Genomic DNA, 22,775 nt, shown 5'->3' on the forward strand with positions numbered 1-22,775 from the left:
GTTTCCTATAAGCTACAATCTATGAGCTATAAGCTGATTACTCATGTTCGCTTTTTATTTTTCCTCCGAGCGTGCGCAGTTGGTTAAGAAAATCCTCCGCTTGCTTCTGGTCCTTGGGGGGGATGCCGTGCCATGCGTAATCGAATTCAATGGATTCCACGCCTTTGCCAGGAATATTGTGGGAAATAATGCACACGGGTTTTTCATACACCGCGCGCGCCGTTTCATACGCATTTACGATCTCTTCGAAATTATGCCCATTAATGTCGATAACGTGCCAGTTGAACGCCTCGAATTTTGCGCGTAGGGGTTCGAGCGGCATAATGTCCTCCGTCATGCCGTCGATCTGTATGTTATTGCGGTCAATGAGCACCGTAAGATTGTCGAGCTTCAGTTTCCCTGCAAGCATGAAGGCTTCCCAGTTATTTCCCGCATCCAACTCTCCGTCGCCGACCAAACAGTGTACCTGCCATTTTTTCTTATCCATGCGCGCGGCAATGGCCATGCCAACCCCTTGCGACGTTCCGCTGCCCAGTGGCCCCGACGAAGTTTCAATGCCGGGCAATTTCTCGCGGTGCGGATGACCTTGCAGACGCGAGCCGAATTTTCTGAGCGTTTTTAATTCCTCTTTGGGGAAGTATCCCGCCTCGGCAAGCGTTGCGTAAAGCACGGGGCAGATGTGGCCGTTGGAGAGAATGATGCGGTCCCGTTCTTCCCAGCCGGGGTTTTTTGGGTCGTGCTTGACAATATGAAAGTAGAGCGCGGTAAACACATCGGCCATGCCCAAGGGGCCCGCCGTGTGTCCCGAACCTGCCGCAAGCAGCATGGGAATGAGATCTTCCCGTATCGCCTGGGCCTTCGCTTCCAAAAATTTAACTTTGTCGTCGTGAAGATGGGACATACTAAAATTGTTTTACGAACCCCGCACTTATTTCAGAGCAAACGTGTGGTGATACGGTTGTTCATCGCGCGGTAGCGGCTTACGCCTCACCTCATCTTAAGATAATGATTCTTGCAAGAATAAGTATGGGGTTTTGTTTTGTTTCCAAAAATTTCCAAGAAGTTTTTTGACAAAACATCAAAAAAAACCTTTCTTTTTCTCAAAGAATCTATGCAAGAACGCCGCACCCAGCGCTCCAAGAACCGGCCCTATCCAATATATGAAGTGTCCCGACCATGAGCCGCTCACCAAAGCGGGTCCCAGAGCGCGCGCCGGGTTCATTGCAGCACCCGTGAACGGTCCTCCCAAAAGAATATCCATTGCAATGGTAAGCCCAATGATAAGTCCCGCCAGATTCTTTGCGCCGCTTCCTTCGTCAGTAACGGCGAACACAACAAAAACGAGCAGGAACGTTAAAAGAGCCTCTATCATCATGCCCTGTACCAACGAGGTTTCGGCTCCAGGAACCGGCGTACCGCCGCCTCCGGCTATGAACGCAACAGGAGCAAGTATGCGCAAAAAAATAGCCGCAACAATCGCGCCGCCTAATTGTGCTCCTATGTAAATCCCTATCAGGTCCCTGCCAAGCTTCTTTCTTGCCCACATCGCGATAGACACTGCGGGATTCATGTGCGCCCCGGAAACATGCCCTACCGCATATACCATCGCGGCGATCGCAAACCCGTGAGCAAGCGCAATGGCCACAAGACCCCCGCCGGCAAGAACGCTGCCTGCACCGATAAAAATAAGCGCGAATGTGCCGATAAATTCGGCGAGAACGACTTTGAGCATAGAATTTACAGATCTTAGAGATTCCTAAATTGTTCTACGGTGTGCGCGATGTCCGAACTTGAGAAGATCTCGAAACCCGAACAAAGAGCGTTGGCGCCGGCTCCAGCCGCCGCTTTAGCCGTGCCGAGAGCCAAGCTGACGCCACCGTCAACTTCTATTATACAAGAAGGGAATTGCCTACGTAAACGCACAACTTTGTCGATAATATCCGACCGCATGGTCTGCCCCGAAGGACCCGGCGTGACGCCCAGCACCAACACATAAGGTGTCAGAGGAGCATGCGGCGCGTAGGCGCCTTCGGGGGTCTCGGGACACAATGCCACTCCGATCTCCCGGCTCTCTTTATCCAGTCGCTCTTTGATCATAGAAAAATTTGTCGTGGATTCAACGTGCACCAAAAACCTCTTTGCTCCCGTCTTCAGCCATTCGGCAAGATGCTCCTCGGGCCTATCTATCATAAGATGCAGCTCGATATTAAGAGGCGTTTTGAAATCATAGAGCGCGGCCGGGTCATTGAATATCTTAACGGACGAAAAAACACCATCGCTCACATCCACGTGAACCCAATGCACATACGGTTCCACGAGGCGAATACGACGGCGGATCTCTTCAGGATCTTTATGATTGATGGATGGTATAACCTCTATCATGCAGACTTTTGGGCCGCCTTCTCTATTTCATCAAGTTTTTTCAGCCGGCGCATGTGCCGTTCCTCTCCGGAAAAAGGCGTCTGAAGCCACGTCTTCACTAAATGAAAAGTTTCTCTTTCGGTAAGATAATCCGCGGCAAGCGACAGAACGTTGGCATTATCATGCAGGCGCGAGAAACGCGCCATCTCGTCCGTTGCGATCAGGGAACTGCGCACATTAGGATATTTGTTCGCCGCCACATCCACGCCGACCCCGGACCGGCAAAGCAGAATGCCGCGGTCTTGATCGGGGTTTTTTGAGACGGCCTCTGCCACTTTGCGCGCAAAATCCGGATAGTCGTCATCCGGGTCGTAGACGGCATTCCCCACATCCGTAAATTCAACACCCATCTCTTGCAGGAGTTTTTTTATTTCCTCTTTTTTTTGAAACCCTCCGTGGTCGGAGCCGATGTAAAGCATAGCAAAAATTTAAAATGCAAAAGTCAAAATGGAAAATTTAGGAATATCGTGGAAGTTTTTCTTGCAAGAAAAACTTCCACTCCTTAATTTTGATTTTTGATATTTGATTTTTTATTTTTAGGTGCGGAGCAGTTTAAGGCCCAGGCCGAAAAACAACAACAAAGACACAAGAATAATCCCAAGCACGATGATGCCCAATACGGTAGAAGCGATCATGAGCAGTCCGTAATGAAATCCGTAGCGCTTCCATGACCAGTACGCGGGAAGCACTGTAAAGAGCAATACCGCAATGCCCGCGAGCCACGCCACAAGTAATATCAACGGGCCGGACTCCACTCCGCGCGACACCACAAGCCAGCGCACCAAAGAAAGCGATGCGCCCAGCGTTGCCACAGTTACAACCGAGGTAAGTGCGGCATTGAGCAGCACTTCATCGGCATGCTCGCTTGCGTTATGCGGAGCGTTTTCAAGTTTTTTTATGGCAAGTGAAAGCATCGCGGAAGGAAGAATGCCGACGAGAATATATTTTGCAAAAAATTTAAGAAATTTTTTAAGCATATCCGGTTCTATAATAGTTTTCCGGCTTTAATAACATGCTGCAGAAGCGTTGCGGCATACCCCCATTCGTTGTCATACCAGGCAAGCACTTTCACCAGATCTCCGTCAATAACCTTGGTGAAGGATGTATCGACGATGGACCCGTGCGGATTTCCTATAATGTCGGATGAGACGAGTTGTTCATCGGTTAAGGCCAATATCCCCTTCCAACGCGGCTCGGCGGCCGCTTTGCGGAAAATATCGTTTATTTCTTCAACCGAGGTTCTTCGAGAAGCTACAAACGTAAAGTCAACCAATGACCCCGTCGAGACGGGCACGCGGATCGCGATGCCATCAAACTTCCCGTCAAGTTCCGGCAAGGCTTTTCCGACGGAAATGGCCGCACCCGTGGTTGAGGGTACGATGTTTTGCGCGCCTGCGCGTCCCCTTCTCCAATCTTTTGCATCGGGACTATCCACGATTTTCTGGGTTGCCGTGTAGGCGTGTACCGTGGACAGCATGGCTTTTTTAACGCCGGGATTTGCCATCATAACAGCCGCAACCGGGCTTGCGGCGTTAGTGGTGCAGGAAGCATTGGAAGTTACCGCGCATCCTACCATACGGTCTTCGTTCAGCCCCATAAGCACCGTGACCCCCGCCTCTCCTTCTTTGCCCTTGCCGGGAGCCGAAATAATCACACGCTTGGCGCCTGCCGTGACATGGGCTGATGCTTTTTCGTAATCTTCAAAAAATCCCGTGCTTTCTATGACTACATCGATCTCCGACTCTTTCCACGGTAATTTTGCCGGGTCTTTTTCTTGCAGAAATTGGATTTCCTTTCCGTCTACCACAAGCTTGCCCTGTTTTTTATCGCTTCCCACCTGTCTCTCGTATTTTCCGTATACGGTGTCGTACTTCAAGAGATAGGCGAGATTCTCAACATCACCCAAATCGTTTACCGCAACGATATCAATGCCGCCATAGTCGAATGCTTGGCGAAAAAATACCCGCCCTATCCTGCCAAAACCGTTAATGGCTATGCGAAGCTTTTTCATAATGCATGTGCTTGATGCTTATCTATCAGATAATTATATCACGGTATGGTAAAAACACGAAGGTATTATTGTATCCGCACGTAGAAATCCGGTTCCGCGACGGTTGAGCCGGAGCTTGAAACAAGACCGAACGGATAATCCCCCTCCGGCGCGTCGGCGTTTGCCGTGATGGTGTAGACGCCGATGCCGGATATCGTTTCCGTGTTGGTATTTGCAAAGAGGACTTCGCAAATTTTATCATCCGCAATATTCCGTACACCGATAGAATTCTGCTCGCCCTTGGCATTACAGCCGAACGGATAACTCATGGGAATATATCCAAGCCCCGCAGCGCCGATACTCATCTTTGGGGGCTCGGCCGGACCCGCTCCATAAACGATAGTGCCGTCAAGAATATAGGAGTCTCCTCGATTGAGGCAAATAACGTTTAGACCGCTAAGTGAACCGCATTTTTTATCGCCGACGCTCGAGAAGACGGAAAATACGGCGTCAGCGGTAAAACTGTTTATACTTACTTTCTTAACCCATGACCCGGCAAGTCTCGGCACCCAAGCATACCCCGCACCGGTCCAATTTCCGGAGGCATCCGTGACGTGTCCATAAAACGTATTTTGTTCTCCCGTCGGCACACCGTCTTTCCAGCTTGACCAGAGAATATCGGAATTGGGCGCACCTCCGGTTATGGTATAGATGGGAACTTCTCCTGCTCCATAGCTAGCCTTATCGAGCGCCAGAAGAATCGCGCCTGGGCACGAAGCACCGCTTGCCGTGCATGCATTTTGATTTGCACAAATGCCGGCGGTGTTCGGAACGGCAATGCATGCGCCCGATACGCATTCAAAATGCGTTCCCGGAGCAAGGCACGAATTCGTAGTAACCGAAATCCTGTTTGAGATCATGGCGCCACGAGAATCTTTGCCGGCACCGTCGTATCGCGCCTTGACCTCAAATTTATATAGCGTCCCCTTGGAAAGGCCGCTAATGTCGTAGGCTAAAACAGAACCCGGGATCAAAAGATCGGGAGTTCTTCCTATCTCAATATCGCTTGCGTTATACCATATCACCGTATACTGGGAGGCTTTGCGGTCATCCCAATTCAATCGGACCGTAACCGTGTTGTTCGCCTGACACGCGCCTTGAGGAGCGGCCGCTTCAATCCGAAGCGTCGGAGCCGGAACGGGCGGAACGCTCACGCACCCCAGCATAATGGCCTGCGCACTCGCGTCACTGGAAATTGAAAGCATAAGACCGTTAACAATCTGCCATGGCCGAGCTCCGTTTCCGTCAATCCTGCTTACCGCTTTCAAATTCCCTTCGGATGAATACCCGGCCTCTTCGCAGTTTCCGTCATTCGGCGCGTTGTATCCGGCGCTTCCACCCTTCCGAAGATTCGTTTTGGGATCAAGTTGCTGGTAATCCTGATAGACGCAGACCTGTGAGGGATTTGAGGTGCTGCCACACCGATTCGGCACACCTCCTCCGTCCGTAGTCGAGAAAGTATATCCCCACCAATTAACAACTTGGTTCGCCGGACAAAAACTTTTAGGCAGACTTCCTCCCTGTCCTCCGCTTCCGCAAAAACCAGCTGTGGCCCATGGACCTTGGCAGGTATCGGTCGTCCCATCAACGTTCAGTTCGCACCTGAAGTCATAGAGCCAGGCCTCGCTGTCATCCGAACCATACCCGTATCCCGTCAGCACATTCATGTTGCCGCTTGCCGGATCGAATACCGGTGCCGGCCCGGGAAAGGCACTGGTCGCGTGCGCAATATTCTCCGCGCCAACAAACATTGCCAACGAAAAAAGAAGAAAGCTCGCTTCCTTGAAAAGAACGACGTACGCGCTTCTCTTTTTTTCTGAAAACTTGTCTCTCATATCATCTTATTCATCGTTGTTCAATGGTCTGTCTGCCATTTTGCCTATACGAGACCTGGATACCAACTTCTCCCGTAGGAATTTGCACCATCGCGATGCGCACGCCGTCCTCTCCCTTTACCGCATCAAGCCTCCCCTCGTTGGCATCGGCCTGGGTCATGGCATTCTGGATGAACTCCCAGCCCCGTTTTGCGAAATAGTCAGAAAAATATTCTTTATGCTCCTCCAAAGATCGTTTCGAAACATATTCAACTAAAAGATAGGCGTACTGCTCTCCCGGATGTTCCTGTCTCCAGCTTTGTTTAAAAATAATATCTCTTTCGATAATAAGGTCTTGCGGAAATCCGTGGGGAAGCGCTCCGGGCTTGGAAAAAACGGGCGGCAGTTCAATCGGCATGCCGGGTGCGGGAATTTGCGAGATCTGCGGCCCGTAATTACGCCCGGGATCGCTGACAAGATATGTAACAGGACTGTTTATGGAAAAAAATCGTTGCAGCACCCCGTATCTCCAAATGACGAGTGCCATGATAAACGAAGCGATGATTATTGAAATCAAAAGAATTTTTTTTGATCGAGATGCCATGGCTATAATTTTACACTAACCTCGGGATTCAAAAAAGCTTTAAAATTCTCCGCCATTCCCAAAATAAGGACGGCTCGGGCGTTAAACACACATGCGCAAAGTACGTTCACAAAGCTGTGCCACCGCCGCACGAGCCATCGCATTGTATGCTCATATTCTCAATACAAATGTTCGTATTGCATGCGCTGCCCTTGTTTGGGACACAACAGGTAGTATTGTCTGGCTGGCAGACGGCCTGCACCCCGGTGCAGGTATTATTGCACGTCCCGCCGCATCCATTATCTCCTCCACATTTTACCGGCGGACCGGAGCAATTGGGAACACATGCGGCATCGGCAGGGGCAAGGGTAACAACGACGCCCGGCGAGACGCTGCTGTTCCCCGCCGCGTCATACGCTTTTGCCTGCAAGCGATAGGAACCGTCGTTAATGCTTGAAATATCCCAGTCAAACTCGAAAGATTTAAGATCGTCCCCTCGCCTGCCTGCTCCGATAAGCGCATCATTTGCGAGGAAATCAACCCTGACCGCCCCTACATTGTCGCTTGTTACCGCCCAGATAGCGAAATTGTCCTTGAGCGCCGTTACGGGGTTGGTTTGCTTGGGACTCGTGATATTCACCGTTGGCTTCTGTGTGTCGGCGCCGGGGAAAGGCGCTATGCCAACTTTGGCAAGGCGCTTTTGCAACAATACCCTGCTTAAAGCGTTGTACCCGAAAGGGTCGGAAAGCGAACGCATGAGAGAGCTTGGAGACGATCGGTAATAAACCGTTTTGCCCGCGCATCCGGCGATACAGGCTGTAATATTATATGTGGCGTTATCCCAAAGCGGGCAGGTTTGCGACCCATCGCAGTTTCTTCCCGAAAAGTATGGCGTTGGCTTGTTGTGGTATTCGTCAAGCAGACTGCCGAAGGAGTGGCTGAACTCATGTACCGCGGTTCTGGCTACAAAATTCCTTTTCCCCCCAACCGTTGTAACAAATGCCTGTCCTCCAACGCCAAGGTCCATCTCATTATGGTTTCGATCGTAAGACGATATGCTGGTATCGAAATACGCGCAGCCGGTAGGAGCATCCAACGTACCCGAGCGAACAAATGTTAAGACCGTATCGTACGGCCCTTGAGAATTCGTAAGGGCTGTTACGGCGCTTTGATTGCAGGAATAGGCGGGAGCGCATTCGTTCTGGGAACAGTTAAGACGCGTATCGGAAAGCGGGAGAAAGCCGACCGGTTCAATGCTGATGGCCGAAGCGAATGCGGCATATGGCTCAAGAGAAAGGAGAAGATCCCTGAACGCCTGCCAGTCTCCGTCAAACTCCTCCTGGCTCGGATAATTCACGCCGAGCACCGCAATACGCAGCATTCCGCCTGCCGCGCGCGCGGTATTCGGAGCGAACTTGAACGTCATTTCGGATGCGATGCCGGAGGAACCGTGCCGAAGCGCGAATTTTCTGTGTGATTCTTGGATCGCACTTGCAACAGTCTGTTGGGTAATGAAATTTCCAATCGCATCGGTAATGACAAGCGTTTTGGCTCCGGTAATTGCCGGCAAAACCATGCCGGCGTTCAATGATCCGATATCCCCCCCGACAAGCTGCGCGGGGTCAATATTGCCAGATGCATCCAGGACCTCTCCGATCACGGTATTGGGAGCATTGAACGGATGCACAAAAAGCGTCTCACCGTTCACATCCAGAAGTTTTGCGATATATTCTCCACTGTCGAGCGTCGGTGGCGTATAAAATCCGTCGAATGGCGCTCCGGCTGCAGAAATAACGCTCCCTTCGCCATCGCCGGAGATGTTCATGTCAACAAAGATCATTGGCGCAGATGCCGGACCGCCTTCTTCTCCGTTACTACCGGTAACTCCGGCCGGGCTTCCCGTGCCGACGAAAGTGCCTACTACCTGCACAAAGACCCTTGCGAGAATAAGTATGGTAAACCCTATGACGGCCCACAGCAGGATTTCCTTCGCTTTTCGATATCGTTCTTCGTTGCCAAATGAGAGCATCATGCGCACACCGGCATACACAATAAGAAAGGCCGCTGCAATGATGCCGATAAAGACGAGAAAATTAACAAGATTGGTGATAAGTTCTTTAACAGATCTTGCATTCAAAAAATTCGGTATGGACGCACTGCCGAAAACCACTTGCGCATGCGCTAGCGCCGGTACGGCAAGTGCCAAAACTATAAGAACCAAAAAAACCAAAGAGATTTTTTTCATATTTTTCCGCATCAATTTATGCTTCTTGTTCCCCGGAGCACAGAGGCCCGCTCAAGACGCCGCAGCGCAACGGCATATGCCGCGTATTTCAATGATGTACGGGAAGATTTTTTTTCCTGAAGCACCGCTTTTAGCCCTTCCGTCATAAGTTTGCGGAGTTTTTCGTGCACTTCTTGCTTCTCCCAGTAATACCCCGTGCGGTTCTGCACCCATTCCAGGTAACTTACGGCGACTCCGCCGCTATTTGCAAGAATGTCGGGGATTACGGAAATGCGGCGTTTTTCCAGCAATGCATCCGCCTCCGGAGTTGTCGGGCCGTTAGCAAGCTCCAGGATCAGCTTTGCTTTGACGCGTTTGGCGTTTTCTTTTGTCAGCTGGCTCTCAAGAGCCGCTGGAACCAGAACGTCAACCGGAAGCTCGAGAAGTTCGGCGTTGGTCAAGTTATATTTCGGCAATTTTTTTCCATTCTTCTTTAAAGAAAGAAGTTTTTTTACGGCAAGCCCCTGCGCGTTAAACCAGGCGCCTTTTGAATCGGATATCGCAACGATCGTATGTCCCCGCTCCTGAAGTAGCTGCGCCGCAATTCCTCCGACGTTCCCCATGCCTTGTATGGCAATGGCAAGTTTTGAATTTTGAATTTTGAATTTTGCTTGAGGTACTCCTCAAGTGTATAGATGCCGCCGAGCGCCGTCGCCTCTTCCCGGCCCTGGGAACCGCCAAGCTCCGCGGGCTTTCCCGTAAATGCTCCCCATGCGGATACGCCCATAAGGCGCGAGTACTCGTCGGCCATCCACGCCATGATGCGCGCATCGCTCCCTACGTCCGGCGCGGGTACATCTATATCCGGACCAATGCTGCGCCAGAAGGCCCTTACCCATGCGCGCGAGAGTCTTTCCAGCTCCTTGGGCGAAAGTGCTTTTGGGTCAACGCCGATGCCACCTTTGCCGCCGCCCATGGGGATGCCTATAACGGCACATTTAAGCGTCATGCCAAGCGCCAATCCCTTTACCTCTTCCGAATCGACATCTGGATGAAACCGGATACCGCCTTTGTAAGGACCGCGGAGATTATTGTGCTGTATCCGATATGCGTCAAAAACCGCGGGCTTGCCATTGTCTAGCTTGATGTGCAACTTCTTGCGCAAAATCCTATCCGGGTTTTTGAGAACGTTAAGAACAGAAGGCTTAATATGCGCCTTCTTTCCGGCCCGCCACAGACCGCGCATCATGTTTTCGAAAAGTGAAGCGCTCATTTAAATTATGCCTCGATTATTAACTTCCGCGGAGCTCCGGAGCGCAACATCCAATGCAGCGGCACAACAAGAACATGAGATTATTTTTGAGACATCAGCCACTGGTGAGCTGCCAGCGTTGCCTTCGCCGCCTCCCCAGAGGCAATGATCGCCTGTTTGTAGGGAATGTCGGTAACATCGCCGGCCGCGAAGATCCCCGGATGCGATGTCATATTGGTTTTGGAGTCTACCACAATTTCTCCGAACCGATTAACTTCCACGAGGTCCTTCACCAAAGCGGAGTTCGGAGAAAATCCGACAGCAATAAAAACTCCGTCAAGGGCAAGTTCAAAAACTTCCTCACTCTTTGCGTCTTTGTAGCGCAGTCCCGTGACCCATCCGTCTTTTCCGAGAATTTCTGTGGTGATGGCGTTATAAATAACCGTGATCTGCTCTCCGGCGGCTTTTATATTCTCTTTCGTCACTTCGTCGGCTTTCAGCGTTTCTCCCCGGTGCAAGAGATACACCTTCGTCGCGTATTTCGTAAGAAGTAAGGCGGCTTCCGTTCCCGTATTTCCTCCCCCGATAACCGCAGTGCGTTTCCCAACAAAAAGAGGCGCGTCGCACGTCGCGCAATACGTTACGCCCTTATTCGTATGCATCTGCTCTCCGGGAACTTGCAAGAACTTCGGTTTGCCCCCGGTAGCGACCAGAATGGCCCGCGTTTCTATCACCTCCCCTTTCGCGCTCACTGCCTGGAATATCTCGCGCCCCTCTTCTCTGCGGCTGATAATTTTCTCGACCAGCCACGGCTCCTTCAAATCAACCTCCAGTCCGGAAACCTGCTGTTTCATGTTTTGCACCAATTTGTATCCATCAACATCAATGTACCCGGGATAATTATGAAACTCGGGCTGCAGCGCCGCCTGTCCCCCTATCTCGCCTGCCGTCATCGCCACTTTCATTTTTTTTCTTCCGGCATAGATACCCGCGGTCATCGCCGCAGCTCCGCCGCCCACGATTACCAAGTCATAGACCATGAAATAAGATTAGCTTACCAGCTTGTTAGCTTATTAGCCCAAAAAGTTCGAAATTTCCTAGAAAGCTAGTCAGCTAGAAAGCTAGTCAGCTAGAAAGCTAAAAGCTCTCAAATAGCATTGCCGCTCCCAGCGCTCCGGCATCATCAATATTTTTTGCTGGCATGATGGGAAGGCGTTTTGCGCGCCCAGATATGATGTGCGCAAACGCCACCTTCCGCGCGACACGAAGAAAAAGTTTATGTGCATTTGCTATGCCTCCCCCAAGTACTACTGCGTCAGGGTCCAGAGTATTGGCGATATTCGCAATACCAATTCCAAGATTATAGCCAAAATCCTCGTAAATCTTTTTTGCCTTGCGGTTTCCGGAAAAAGCCGACTCTCCCAGCTCCTTCGGTTCTTTCCCTCCGACCCGCATGATAAACTTACGCGACGCATACATCTCGAGACACCCTCTCTGACCGCACACGCATCGCTCTCCCTTTGGCATTATAACGGTATGTCCGATCTCTCCGGCCATATCATGGGCTCCCGCCCAGATCTTTTTACCGACCAGAACTCCCCCTCCCAGACCCGTACCAATGGTCAGCCCAACAATAATCGGTGCACCCAGACGGCCCCTCGAACGAACCGGAAAAGACGCCTTGGCCCCTTTTACAAAACATCTCGCATCGTTCTCGAGCCTTATGGGAATATGTGAACGACGTTGAAGCCATGAGGAAAGACCCAGGCCTCTTAGTGCCGGGAAATTCGGAGCGGAAAGAAGCGTTCCTCTTTTTTCGTCAAGGTCGGAAGGGACCCCAATGCCGATCCCGTCTATTTTTTCTCCCACGGCAAATTGTTGCAGAGTCTCCACAGTTCGCAAAATTACCTCAAGCACCGCTTCACGCGTCCTTTTTTTGTGCAGAACATGCACGCGCTCAATAATACGGCCTCCTTTCATCAGGATGCCGTGTATTTTCGTTCCTCCGATATCAATACCGATAATGTAGGCCACGATCAGACGTAATCACGCATTGCGGACTTCGGATTGAGATAATCCGTGATCCGTAATCCGTGATTCGCTCAATTTTTTATTCCTAAAAGCTCCATAAGGCGCGCCTTATCAAATCCCACGATAAGTTGGCCGTCTACATCAATGACCGGCACGCCCATCTGTCCCGAGCGCTGGATCATTTCGTCCCGGTAAGAAGCGTCTTGGGCTACGTTGTGATCCGTGTAGAGAATCTTATGCTGATCAAAAAATTCCTTTGCCATGCGGCAATAGACGCAGGTGGGCGTTGAATAGATATTTATTGTTGGCATACGGTAATGGGTTAACAAGCTAATGAGTTGGCGAGTTCGCAACCCGCTAACCCGTTAACTGGATAATCATGATTAAAAAACTACACGAGCAACGAATGTATATAACGTTTAAGCTGTTCTTTCTCCGGCACCATCCCCTGACTATACACCTTCCCATCAATTTCGAGAATGGGAGGACGGGAAGCTCCTTTGCATAGAGGGAAAAACCACCAGAATATCCACGAGCGAACGCGAAATCTGACCGCCCGCTCCACCCCAAGCTCGCGTATGATCCCCGCCACAAGATCGGCAAGGACGTCCTCTCTGTCCGCGCGGCGGTATACAATAATAGAAAGCGTACGGCGAGCCGGCCAGGTTTTTTCTATCATGCGGGCAACCGGCTCCATGACGTGGCCTGAGGAGCCGACTACCGCACTTGTCGTTGATTGCAGTGATGCCTCATTCGTTGTGGGCATAGCGCTCTTTAATTTCCTTCACTTCATTTTCAACTTCCTCCAGCCTCTCTTTGCACGAATGCACCAATTGCAGCCCCTCCGCGTATTTTTTCATCGCCTCTTCAACGTCGGCCTCATCGCCTTCAAGTTCCAAGACAATACGCTCGAGCCGTTCGAACGCTTCTTTGAATTTCATTGGCTTACTTTTTGGAGTTGTTGATCTTTTTATCGGCATATATTTAATCCCTTGAAAACACCAAAATAGCGAATGCACCGTATGCAAGAGAAAATCCGTTAAGTACGAGGGAGGCGATGCCGAGTCCTTCGGCGCGGCCAATTCTTTTTATGCGCAATAACGTCAGCACAAGACTTAGCGCAATCGGCGCGAAAAATAGCACCGCCGAGAGTGTAGTTGCCTCAACCGCATTGGCGGCCTGGGACGGAGGAGTTCCTTGGCTCTGTACGGGAATCATGCCCGCGCCATACAAGAGATGGGTTATTATACTCATCGCCGAGAGCACCGAGGACCAAAGCGAAAGGGAAAATGAAAGATAGGGCATGATATAAAAATCCTAATATTCCTTTTGTAGAACCTGCTATTCTTTCACTATGGATACGAACTTCCCTTTCGCAAGGAGCGTCTCGACCTCTTCATGCGCACTAAGCTCTAAAGCATCTTTTATCACTCTACCATTTTTCCTGGTGATGGAGTAGCCCCGGGCTAAAATTCCGCGGGGATTGAGCGTTTTGAGCAGATCGGAAATGCGCCGTATTTCCTGACGATACTTTTCCATGCGCCCCGAAAAAGCGGTCTGCAATCTTGAAGAAAGCATTCTTCCTTTTTCTATCTTTTCAAGAAGCGGCCGCGCAAGCCGCCTCATCGCCTCCCCAAGGCGTTCGGATGCCAAACGTGCGTGCCGTTGTATTAAGCTTCCGAGTTCGACTTCCCACGTATCCAATTCGAATTGAACTCCCTCGCGAGAAGGTGTTACAACCTCGGCGGCATTTGAGGGCGTAGACGCCCGCAGATCGCAAGCAAGATCCGCCAAAGTAATGTCCCGCTCGTGCCCGACGCCAACCACCACCGGGATTTTTGAAGCGAAGATCGCCCGCGCAACGCTCTCGGTGTTAAATGCCGCAAGGTCCTCTAGCGACCCTCCCCCGCGTACCACAACCAAAACATCGGGTACGGGCATGTGATCGTTAAAATACTGTACCGCACGGACAACCTCTTCCTCGGCTTTAGCACCCTGCACATGCACGTTCATGAACGATATTTCAATGCCGCCCCAGCGGTTGTTGAGAATTCTCAGAAAATCAGAATACGCCGCCGCCTCACGCGAGGTGATAAGTCCGATCCGCTCCGGAAAGCGAGGCAGGGTTTTTTTACGCTCGGGCAAAAATAACCCCTCCGCTTCAAGCTTCCGCCGCATAATTTCAAAAGCGCGCTTAAGCGCCCCTTCACCGACCGGCTCAATGGATTTTACGCGGAACGTGTATTTTCCGTAGGGAACATAGAGACCCGGAGAACCGGTTACGAGAACTTCCATGCCGTCTTCCAATTCCGTACGCAACTGGAATGCCATGATAAAACAATTCATGCGCGCCGCCTCATCCTTGAGATCGAAGTAGATGAACTTTCCGTTCTGCGAGCGTTTGAAGTCGCAAACCTCTCCCCGAACTCGCACCATCACTTCAGAAAGTTCCGCATTCACAAAGTTGCTAAGCTCGGCTACCGTATAGATTTTTTGATCATCAAGCAGCATAAGATTCCTAAAAACATCATACCATATTTGGGAACTTGACCCCCACACCTTTAGTGCGTTGACGGCGCAAAGCGCCGCGAACAGCATCTAAAGCAGGAGAAGAATTTTCTTGGAAATACACTTCTTGCTATATGCCCACGCGTACCATATACGCACTAAAGGTGAGGGGGTTGACAAAATTTAAAGAGATAGTATAATGGACATCGTGAGGCTGAGTTCTTTTATGCCCCGACTAAAAGCGGCTGATTCGAGGAAGTATTGGCCTCCCCAATTTTTGTGAGGGGGGATAACGCTGAATTCCAGCTCCGGAACTGGGAACGCCGTGAAATCCAGTATAACCTCGCTTGATGATTGCGCGCATGCCGCCTCCTGTGGGGGCCATCACAAGGGGAAGAATCGCCCACCATCTCTTTTTTTTACAGAGGGCGCTATCCCCGGTAAATTCGCGGAGAGTATCCCGTTTATCCTTTTGTCATTTGGAGTGCTACTCCCGACTCGGCCTTTTTGAAGCGCCCGACGGGACGGGGAAAGAAACCCCCGTCCTCCGGGCCAAACCCCGCCTTGCGGCGGATTGTTGGGTAAAAAACCCGGCGTGGTCTTCATGACACGCCGGGTATAAATTTTTTTACGCAAAAAAGGCCTGGAGACAATCCGGGCTTTTTAAAAAAACTCTCGTGCCGACCCTATTTCTTGGACACAATCACCACTTTACCGCCTATCAGGTCGGCCTCTACCGTGTCCCCTTCCTTCACTTTGCCTTCTATGATCTCGCGCGCCATGGGGTCCATAATGACCGTTTGCATAACGCGCTTTAACGGACGCGCGCCATACGACGGATCATAGCCCATACCCGCAAGAAATTTCCTTGCTGCCGTGGAAACTTCGAGTTTTACCTGTTTATCCTGTAGACGCTCGTTAAGCCTTTTCACCTGCACGTCCACGATCTTCTCTATCACGCGGGGTGTGAGGTTGTTGAATATCACGACTTCATCGATGCGATTTAAAAACTCCGGGCGGAAATGCTTTGTAAGTTCCCGTCCGACCTCCTCCTTGATCTCGTCTTTGGCAACACCCTCCATGAAAAGATTTTGCGCAAGGTTTGAGGTCATGATAATAATGGTATTTTTGAAATTCACCGCTCTGCCTTTGGCATCGGTGAGTTTTCCGTTGTCGAGCACCTGCAGGAGAATGTTAAAAATTTCCGGGTGCGCTTTCTCGATCTCATCAAATAGTACTACGCTGTAGGGCCTGCGGCGCACCGCTTCGGTCAATTGTCCCCCTTCCTCAAATCCGACGTAGCCCGGAGGAGAGCCGATGAGGCGCGATACGGCATGCTGTTCCATATATTCGGACATATCAAGCCGTATTAAAGCTTTTTCATCATTGAATAAGAACTCCGCCAGGGCACGAGCAAGCTCGGTCTTTCCCACGCCGGTAGGCCCCAGGAAAATAAACGATGCGGTCGGCCGCGTGGCCTCGGCAAGGCCCGCCCGGCTTCTGCGAATGGCGTCCGCGATGCTCCGCACCGCATCATCCTGTCCGATAACGCGTTTCCCAAGGATCTCTTCCATGAGCGAGAGTTTCATGGATTCGGTTTCTCGGAGTTTGGTGACCGGGATCCCGGTCCATTGCGCCACCACGCGGGCAATATCCTCCTCATCGACCTCTTCTTTCAAAAAGCGGTGTTTTTTTTCAAGATCAAAAAGTTTTTTATCGAGGTCTTTTAGCTTATTTTCGACATTGGGCAGGCGGCCATAGCGGATCTCCGCAACCTTCTCCAGGTTCCCTTCCCGCTCATGACGTTCGGCTTCGGCACGAAGCCTTTCGCGTTCCTCCTTGGCTTTCCGGATCTCGGCTATCATATTCTTTTCCTTATGCCACTGCGCTTCAAGGATTTTGACCTTCTCTCTCGTATCGGCAATTTCCTTCTCGACTTTCTCAAGCCGTTCCTGTATGCGTTTGTCTTTTTTCCGTCCAAGAAGTTTTTGCTCGTTTTTTAACGCCTCGCGCTCGATCTCAAGCGTCGTAATGCGCCGAGAAGCCGTATCGAGTTCCTGCGGCATTGAGTCAATTTCCAGCCGAATGAATGAAGCAGCCTCATCCATCAAATCAACGGCTTTATCTGGAAGGAATCGTTCGGCTATGTAGCGGTGCGAGAGTTCCGAGGCCGCGATAAGCGCCCGGTCGGTAATACGCACGCCATGATGCACCTCGTAGCGTTCCTTGAGTCCCCGCAAGATCGCTATCGTATCTTCCACCGAAGGCTCTTTAACCAAAACCGGCTGGAAGCGTCGCTCCAGCGCCGCGTCTTTTTCAATATGGCGCTGGTATTCTTTGATGGTGGTTGCCCCGATGGCATGCAGTTCCCCGCGTGCAAGCGCCGGCTTAAGGAGATTTGAAGCGTCAATGGAGCCTTCGGCTGCGCCTGCGCCGATAAGCATGTGCAATTCATCTATAAAAAGGATGATCTTCCCTTCATTGGCCGTGACCTCCTTCACCACGGCTTTCAGCCGCTCTTCGAATTCCCCGCGGAACTTCGTGCCGGCAACCAGACTTCCCAGATCAAGCGCAACAAGCTCTTTGCGCTTCAAGCTCTCGGGAACATCGCCCGCGACAATACGTTGCGCCAGACCTTCCACAATTGCGGTTTTTCCGACGCCCGCCTCTCCGATAAGCACGGGATTATTTTTCGTACGGCGTGCCAACACCTGCATGACGCGGCGAATCTCTCCGTCTCTCCCGATAACCGGATCCAACTTCCCTTCCCGCGCGAGCTTTGTAAGATTCCGCGCATACTTCTCCAGTATCTGATATTTTGATTCCGGTTCATGCGATTCCACGCGCTGCGACCCCCGAAGGGATTTAAGCGCCTTAAGGGTCGCTTCCTCCGAAACATTGGCTTCTTCAAGAACCTTCAGGGCAAGGGATTTCTGGCGCAGGAGACCAAGGAGCAGATGCTCGGTAGAAACGTAATCGTCGTGCATTGTCTGTCGCGCACGATCGGCTTCGGCAAATACACCGGCAAGTTCCTGGGTCAGATACATCTGATTGCCGGCGTTCTCCTGAACATTGCGTGTCCGCGGAAGCTGGGATAGCGCTTCATCGGTACGGGCAAGTATCATTTTTGCGTCAATGCCTATTTTAGAAAATATCTGCGGAATAAAACCATCGGCGTCCGAAGCCAATGAAAAAAGAAGGTGCAGGGCGTCAATGCTCTGCTGCCCCCGGGCGCGCGCAACATGCGCGGCTTGTTCAACCGCCTGCTGGGCTTTGTTCGTGAAACTGTTCGGGTCCATGACGGGCATATACTGAAAATTTCTAATGTCTAATGCCTAAATAGAGCTTGGGATGGATTTTTTTAATAATCTGCTTTGTTGGTATTTCGGAAAAAATGCTTGGTTGGTAAGTATGATGTAAAATAATGGCTCAATAATGGGTTTTTTTAATGCCATTATATCGAATTTTTGAAAAATTCGATATAATTCCGGCGCTCCAAGAAAGCGTAAGCAAGCTTCCGCCTTGCTTCTCGCTTGGAATTATAGCATATCCTTTAGTACTTGACAAGAGCATAAGATAATTATACAATTTATATTCGTAGCTTTTTTACAATCTCGTGCTAACTCGTACTGACAAAGACCATGGGCGGCCTTGCCCTACAAAGCCTCTTATTCGAGGAAGTGCACGCAGTGCGCGCAAGTAGACAAGGCGGTCGCTTTCGCGATCTATGTCTGCCTGTGGGAGAAAAGAATGCAATTACCAATTCTGGAATCGCGCGGTAAGATCATCGAAACAGTTTTCCAAAACCAGGTCACCATCGTTGTCGGCGAAACCGGGAGCGGCAAGACGACGCAGATCCCGCAGTATTTGTACCACGCGGGGTTTGCCAAAGATGGCATCATCGGCATTACGGAACCGCGGCGCATCGCTGCGATCTCCACCGCCGAGTTTGTTGCCAAGCAACTCAAAATGCCGCTTGGCGGTCTTGTCGGATACCAAGTCCGTTTCGACGACACGTCCTGCGACGGCACCCAGCTCAAGTTTATGACTGACGGAATTCTCCTTCGGGAATTCCAGTCGGACCCGGACTTGAGAAAGTATGCCATCATTGTTGTGGATGAGGCTCACGAGCGGAGCCAGAACATCGATTTTGCTCTCGGCCTCTTGAAAAATCTTCTGAAGCGGAGAAAAGACCTGAAGGTCGTTGTGGCTTCTGCCACGATCGACGAAGGTAAGTTCTCGCGCTACTTCGACAACGCTCCCGTCATCAACGTTTCCGGCCGGATGTTTCCCGTAACCACCGCGTGGTCAGAGAAAAACATCCCGGAAGAAAAGATGGTGGATGCCGTTGTTGGAAAAGTAAGGGAGATCCACGAACAGGAAAGTCTTGGAGACATTCTGGTCTTCATGACCGGACAGGACACCATTCATGCGGTCATCGAAGGCTTGGAAGAGCTTCATCTTTCGGATCTCGTGACCATCCCCGTCTACGCCGCCCTCTCCCAAGAGGAGCAGCAGAAAATCTTTGCTGCCTACCCCGGGAAACGCAAGGTGGTGGTTGCGACGAACATCGCGGAGACATCGATAACCATCGATGGCATCGTATGTGTAGTCGACTCGGGACTCGTCAAACAGTCCAACTTTCACCCCGAAAGCGGCATCGAAAGCCTCGACGTCGTGGAACATTCACAAGCCGGATGCGAGCAGCGCAAAGGCAGAGCCGGAAGAACGCAGGCGGGTATCTGCTACCGTATGTACACCCAGGAAAACTTTCAGGCGCGGACAAAGTTTACCGAACCTGAAATCCGCAGAACCAGCCTTGCAAGCGTGGTTCTGGCCATGGAGGACATTGGCATCAAGGATATCCGGGAATTCGATTTCATTGATCCGCCGGAGAAAGAGGCCTTTTTTGAAGCGTACGAGACCTTAATTGCACTCGGAGCAATTCTCCGGGAGAAGAAAGGTCTTACCGAGACGGGAAAATCCATGGCGCGTCTTCCCCTGGAACCGCGCATTGCCCGCATGCTTCTTGAAGCGGCCAAGCACAACTGCGTCAAGGACGTCTCTACAATCGCGGCGTTTCTGTCGGTACGGAGCATCTTTGTCCGACCAAAGGAAAAGGAAGTTGAAGCCGATGCCGCGCATTACCGACTGAAGGTACCAAGTTCCGACGCACTCACGTTCCTGAAAGTCTGGCGAGCTTACGAGCAAGCTGGATTTTCCAGTTCCTGGTGCTTCGGTAACTTTCTGAACGCAAAAGCCTTGCAGGAGGTGGTGAAGATCCGAACCCAGCTTTTCGAGATCCTTTCCCGCGAGGGGATGGAACTTACGGAAAGCAAGGATCAGGACGCCATTGCCAAAGCGGTATCGGTAGGGTTGGCTTACAACCTTTTCGAACACCGGTCTCGGCAATGGTACAGAGGCGTGCTTCGTACAAACAGCGAGGTGGCAATTCATCCAAGCTCAGCCGTATTCGGCAACATGGGGCTGCATTGGGTGGTGGCTTGCGAAATCGTGCGCACAACTAAGGTTTGGGCACGAGGTTGCACGGCAGTGAAACCGGAGTGGCTGCCGGATATCGCACCCCCGCTTTACAAGTTCGGCGAACCTATACTCGATTCCTACACCTCTGGTGAGGATTGGGTGGTGGCGAAAAAGCCGGTTCTCTTTCGCGACCAGATCGTGGGATACGCGAAAAGCAAAATCACCATACCTGAAGCTGCTCGGATTCAGCAAGAACGGATACGGGAAGCTACTGCCAAGGGGATGATTGCCCTTACGTTCAAAAAGGCACCCGGCTTATTTGGCTCCCTCGACAACATGGTTGCCGAACTGAACGGCGTCTCTTACAAGACCTGGTCTCACTACGATGTTGAGGAAGAACAGACCTACTACTGTACTACCGAGGACTTTATCGGTAGAAAGTACGCGAGGACGGCGTTCAAGGTCTTCAATCTTCCTGAACACGAAGGAGAAAAAGCGACAGCTGCGAGTATACAACCAAGCGCTCTGGACAATCTTGCTAGACACTGGGGCGCGCGGTTGAAGTAAGTAAGCATCATCGGCTCGGAAAACATCCCGAGCCGATTATTTTTATTGGCACAGAGGGGCATACCCCGCACTAAAACTCGAATAACGTCCGCGAACAGATATTTATATGAGTCTCGGAATCCGCCTTCGGCTCTGGACATCACTTGCAAATGTCTGAAGAAAAGCTTAGTGCGGGGTTTCATTTTGTACCCCCGCCTTGGCGGGGAAAAAATATCAAAAAACACCTTAACTCAAGCGAGTTGGTGTTTTAGTGTTAAGATCGGACATCCCAGGAGTCGTTACGCGCGAAGCCGAAAACTTCGAGTTTCCGCAATACGCTCTCTATGGAGGATGACGGCGTTGAGGCGCCGGCAGTGACAAAGATGTGCTCCGCCCCGTCAAGATCTTCTTTCAGAAGTTCTTCATCGCGCAGAATAAAAAGCGTATGCCTTTGCAGTTCATTCGAGGAAATTTCCGCAAGATGCGTCGAGTTTGCGCTTCGCGGGTCTCCTATCACGATGACCGCGTCAAACGCTCTTCCCCGTTCGCGGAGCTCTGCTTGTTTTTTTGAGATATCGTCGCACATGGTTGGAATGTATCTCACATTCACAAACCGTGCGTGGAGCGCTTCAAGGATACGGTCAATTTCTTTGGCATTGAACGTCGTCTGGTTTACTACGCCTATCGGTTCGCGTGCTTCATATGGAAGAGATGTAACTTCATCCGGAAACTGAACAACATGTACCTCGCCCTCAAGAACGCCGATAACTCCGGCAACCTCCGGATGATGGCGCGAACGGATGCCGATAAGCACCATCTTCCTTCCCTCATTCTTGAGCTCAAGCGCCATCGCATGAAGATTTTTAACGATAGGGCAGGTCATATCAATAACCTGTTTATCGCCGAGTAGATCCCTGGCCTGCTCAATATCTTTCGGATTGCGGCCGTGCGCAGTAATAAAAAGCGTGCTTCCCTTCGCTTCTTCCATATGTTCTGTCACGCGTATGCCCTTTTGCTCAAGGTCTTCGACGGCAACCGCGTTATGCACAAGGTTCCCAAGAACAAAAAAGTTCTGGCCGTCTTTTCCCCGTATGTCTTTGGCTCCTCTTGCGCCATCTATGGCGCGCTCAACCCCCCAGCAAAACCCCGCGGTCCGGGCAAGCGTAACAGTACGCAATAAGTGGGTCATCAGCGCCTCCTCTCAACCACAATACTTATCTCTCTTCCGGGATGATGGGGTGCCGCGTCAAAGTCCACGAAAAGCAGGACGGATTGGTACGTTCCCAGGTCCAGCAAATTTTTATGGACGTTCAAATGCAAAGAGCCGTCTTTCACTTCGCCGGGCACCGAGCAGGGAAAGGTTCTGGCCAAGAGATGGCTCAACGCATTGCGCGGCTCCGTGCCGCCAAGAGACTGTATCCGTTCTTCCCGATCATGAACGAAATTCCGACCCTCGCCCCATGCAAAAATTTTTCGCATGAAATCCAGAGCAAACTCCGGCAGATCATGCCGTACAAGGCCTTCTTCATTTTCCTGCACACAAAGCATCGGCAGAAAACCGGCCGTGGTGTGCTTCACTTGGATGTTAACAATGCCATTCTGGATTTCAAGATGCTTAATCACGCCGTTCAGATGAGGGGTCAGGTCAATGAATTTGATGTGCTCAAACTCCGTTGGTAAAAGTTCATGTAGCCCGACATTAAGCGTCATGTGGCCCGTTTCCCGCTTCTGGCGAGTCGGCATATCTTTTCCTCCTGTGATTTATGATGTAAATGTGCGTAAGGTATGAAAAGCTTATGATAAAAAATGCCGGAAGTCAACCCCGTTAGAGATCCGATACCTATTGCATTGGCACCCCCCCA

Annotated in this window: 22 protein-coding genes; 1 reads left to right on the top strand and 21 read right to left on the bottom strand. The window is 51.1% G+C overall.

From position 1 onward, the window contains the following. Window positions 1-37: 37 nt before the first annotated feature. From Q7S09_04505 to clpB, 19 genes are all read right to left on the bottom strand, one after another. Entirely contained in the window at window positions 38-901 is an 864-nt protein-coding gene (locus Q7S09_04505; GenBank protein ID MDO8558416.1) for a transketolase, read from the bottom strand. A gap of 177 nt (window positions 902-1,078) precedes the next feature. Beyond that, entirely contained in the window at window positions 1,079-1,732 is a 654-nt protein-coding gene (locus tag Q7S09_04510) for an aquaporin (GenBank protein ID MDO8558417.1), read from the bottom strand. Window positions 1,733-1,746: 14 nt separating this feature from the next. Continuing rightward, complete coding sequence (locus Q7S09_04515; GenBank protein MDO8558418.1) at window positions 1,747-2,382, bottom strand: hypothetical protein; 636 nt, start codon at window positions 2,380-2,382, stop codon at window positions 1,747-1,749. Next, window positions 2,379-2,840, bottom strand: a complete 462-nt coding sequence (locus Q7S09_04520) for an RpiB/LacA/LacB family sugar-phosphate isomerase (protein ID MDO8558419.1) — start codon at window positions 2,838-2,840, stop codon at window positions 2,379-2,381. Before Q7S09_04520 ends, Q7S09_04515 begins: the two co-directional genes overlap by 4 nt. 117 nt (window positions 2,841-2,957) lie before the next feature. Beyond that, window positions 2,958-3,398: a hypothetical protein gene (locus Q7S09_04525; protein MDO8558420.1), complete on the bottom strand. Its 441-nt coding sequence runs from the start codon at window positions 3,396-3,398 to the stop codon at window positions 2,958-2,960. Between the two features lie 8 nt (window positions 3,399-3,406). After that, window positions 3,407-4,432 (bottom strand): type I glyceraldehyde-3-phosphate dehydrogenase, encoded by a 1,026-nt coding sequence (gene gap / locus Q7S09_04530; protein ID MDO8558421.1) that lies wholly within the window; start codon window positions 4,430-4,432, stop codon window positions 3,407-3,409. Between the two features lie 65 nt (window positions 4,433-4,497). After that, a complete protein-coding gene (locus Q7S09_04535; protein MDO8558422.1) occupies window positions 4,498-6,306 on the bottom strand; it encodes a hypothetical protein in 1,809 nt (602 codons plus the stop codon). Between the two features lie 10 nt (window positions 6,307-6,316). Continuing rightward, on the bottom strand, window positions 6,317-6,889 hold the full coding sequence (locus Q7S09_04540; GenBank protein ID MDO8558423.1) for a hypothetical protein: 573 nt from the start codon (window positions 6,887-6,889) through the stop codon (window positions 6,317-6,319). Between the two features lie 106 nt (window positions 6,890-6,995). After that, entirely contained in the window at window positions 6,996-9,113 is a 2,118-nt protein-coding gene (locus Q7S09_04545; protein MDO8558424.1) for an Ig-like domain-containing protein, read from the bottom strand. A gap of 11 nt (window positions 9,114-9,124) precedes the next feature. After that, window positions 9,125-9,715 carry a glutamate dehydrogenase gene (locus Q7S09_04550; GenBank protein MDO8558425.1) on the bottom strand — a complete coding sequence of 197 codons (591 nt, stop codon included), beginning with the start codon at window positions 9,713-9,715 and terminating at the stop codon, window positions 9,125-9,127. Further along, window positions 9,604-10,341, bottom strand: coding sequence for a Glu/Leu/Phe/Val dehydrogenase dimerization domain-containing protein (locus Q7S09_04555; protein MDO8558426.1), 738 nt, complete (start codon window positions 10,339-10,341; stop codon window positions 9,604-9,606). Before Q7S09_04555 ends, Q7S09_04550 begins: the two co-directional genes overlap by 112 nt. Window positions 10,342-10,445: 104 nt before the next feature. Beyond that, on the bottom strand, window positions 10,446-11,384 hold the full coding sequence (locus Q7S09_04560) for an FAD-dependent oxidoreductase (protein MDO8558427.1): 939 nt from the start codon (window positions 11,382-11,384) through the stop codon (window positions 10,446-10,448). Between the two features lie 97 nt (window positions 11,385-11,481). After that, entirely contained in the window at window positions 11,482-12,378 is an 897-nt protein-coding gene (locus tag Q7S09_04565) for an ROK family protein (GenBank protein ID MDO8558428.1), read from the bottom strand. A gap of 68 nt (window positions 12,379-12,446) precedes the next feature. Then, window positions 12,447-12,686, bottom strand: coding sequence for a glutaredoxin family protein (locus Q7S09_04570; protein MDO8558429.1), 240 nt, complete (start codon window positions 12,684-12,686; stop codon window positions 12,447-12,449). A gap of 80 nt (window positions 12,687-12,766) precedes the next feature. Then, window positions 12,767-13,141 carry a hypothetical protein gene (locus Q7S09_04575; GenBank protein MDO8558430.1) on the bottom strand — a complete coding sequence of 125 codons (375 nt, stop codon included), beginning with the start codon at window positions 13,139-13,141 and terminating at the stop codon, window positions 12,767-12,769. Further along, on the bottom strand, window positions 13,125-13,355 hold the full coding sequence (xseB, locus tag Q7S09_04580; GenBank protein ID MDO8558431.1) for an exodeoxyribonuclease VII small subunit: 231 nt from the start codon (window positions 13,353-13,355) through the stop codon (window positions 13,125-13,127). The genes Q7S09_04575 and xseB overlap by 17 nt, the downstream gene beginning before the upstream one ends. Before the next feature lie 4 nt (window positions 13,356-13,359). Further along, complete coding sequence (locus Q7S09_04585; protein MDO8558432.1) at window positions 13,360-13,680, bottom strand: hypothetical protein; 321 nt, start codon at window positions 13,678-13,680, stop codon at window positions 13,360-13,362. Between the two features lie 36 nt (window positions 13,681-13,716). Further along, window positions 13,717-14,886, bottom strand: coding sequence for an exodeoxyribonuclease VII large subunit (gene xseA, locus Q7S09_04590; protein MDO8558433.1), 1,170 nt, complete (start codon window positions 14,884-14,886; stop codon window positions 13,717-13,719). Window positions 14,887-15,569: 683 nt separating this feature from the next. Next, window positions 15,570-18,182, bottom strand: a complete 2,613-nt coding sequence (gene clpB, locus Q7S09_04595; protein MDO8558434.1) for an ATP-dependent chaperone ClpB — start codon at window positions 18,180-18,182, stop codon at window positions 15,570-15,572. Between the two features lie 451 nt (window positions 18,183-18,633). Between clpB and Q7S09_04600 the strand changes: the two genes are divergently transcribed. Then, on the top strand, window positions 18,634-20,934 hold the full coding sequence (locus tag Q7S09_04600) for an ATP-dependent RNA helicase (protein ID MDO8558435.1): 2,301 nt from the start codon (window positions 18,634-18,636) through the stop codon (window positions 20,932-20,934). Window positions 20,935-21,187: 253 nt separating this feature from the next. Here Q7S09_04600 and ispH read toward each other — a convergent pair whose 3' ends face one another. Further along, window positions 21,188-22,102: a 4-hydroxy-3-methylbut-2-enyl diphosphate reductase gene (ispH, locus tag Q7S09_04605; GenBank protein MDO8558436.1), complete on the bottom strand. Its 915-nt coding sequence runs from the start codon at window positions 22,100-22,102 to the stop codon at window positions 21,188-21,190. Then, window positions 22,102-22,656, bottom strand: coding sequence for a YjbQ family protein (locus Q7S09_04610; protein ID MDO8558437.1), 555 nt, complete (start codon window positions 22,654-22,656; stop codon window positions 22,102-22,104). Before Q7S09_04610 ends, ispH begins: the two co-directional genes overlap by 1 nt. Between the last annotated feature and the right edge of the window lie 119 nt (window positions 22,657-22,775).

The sequence above is a fragment of the bacterium genome, from assembly GCA_030649025.1.
GTDB lineage: Bacteria > Patescibacteriota > Minisyncoccia > JAUYLV01 > JAUYLV01 > JAUSGO01.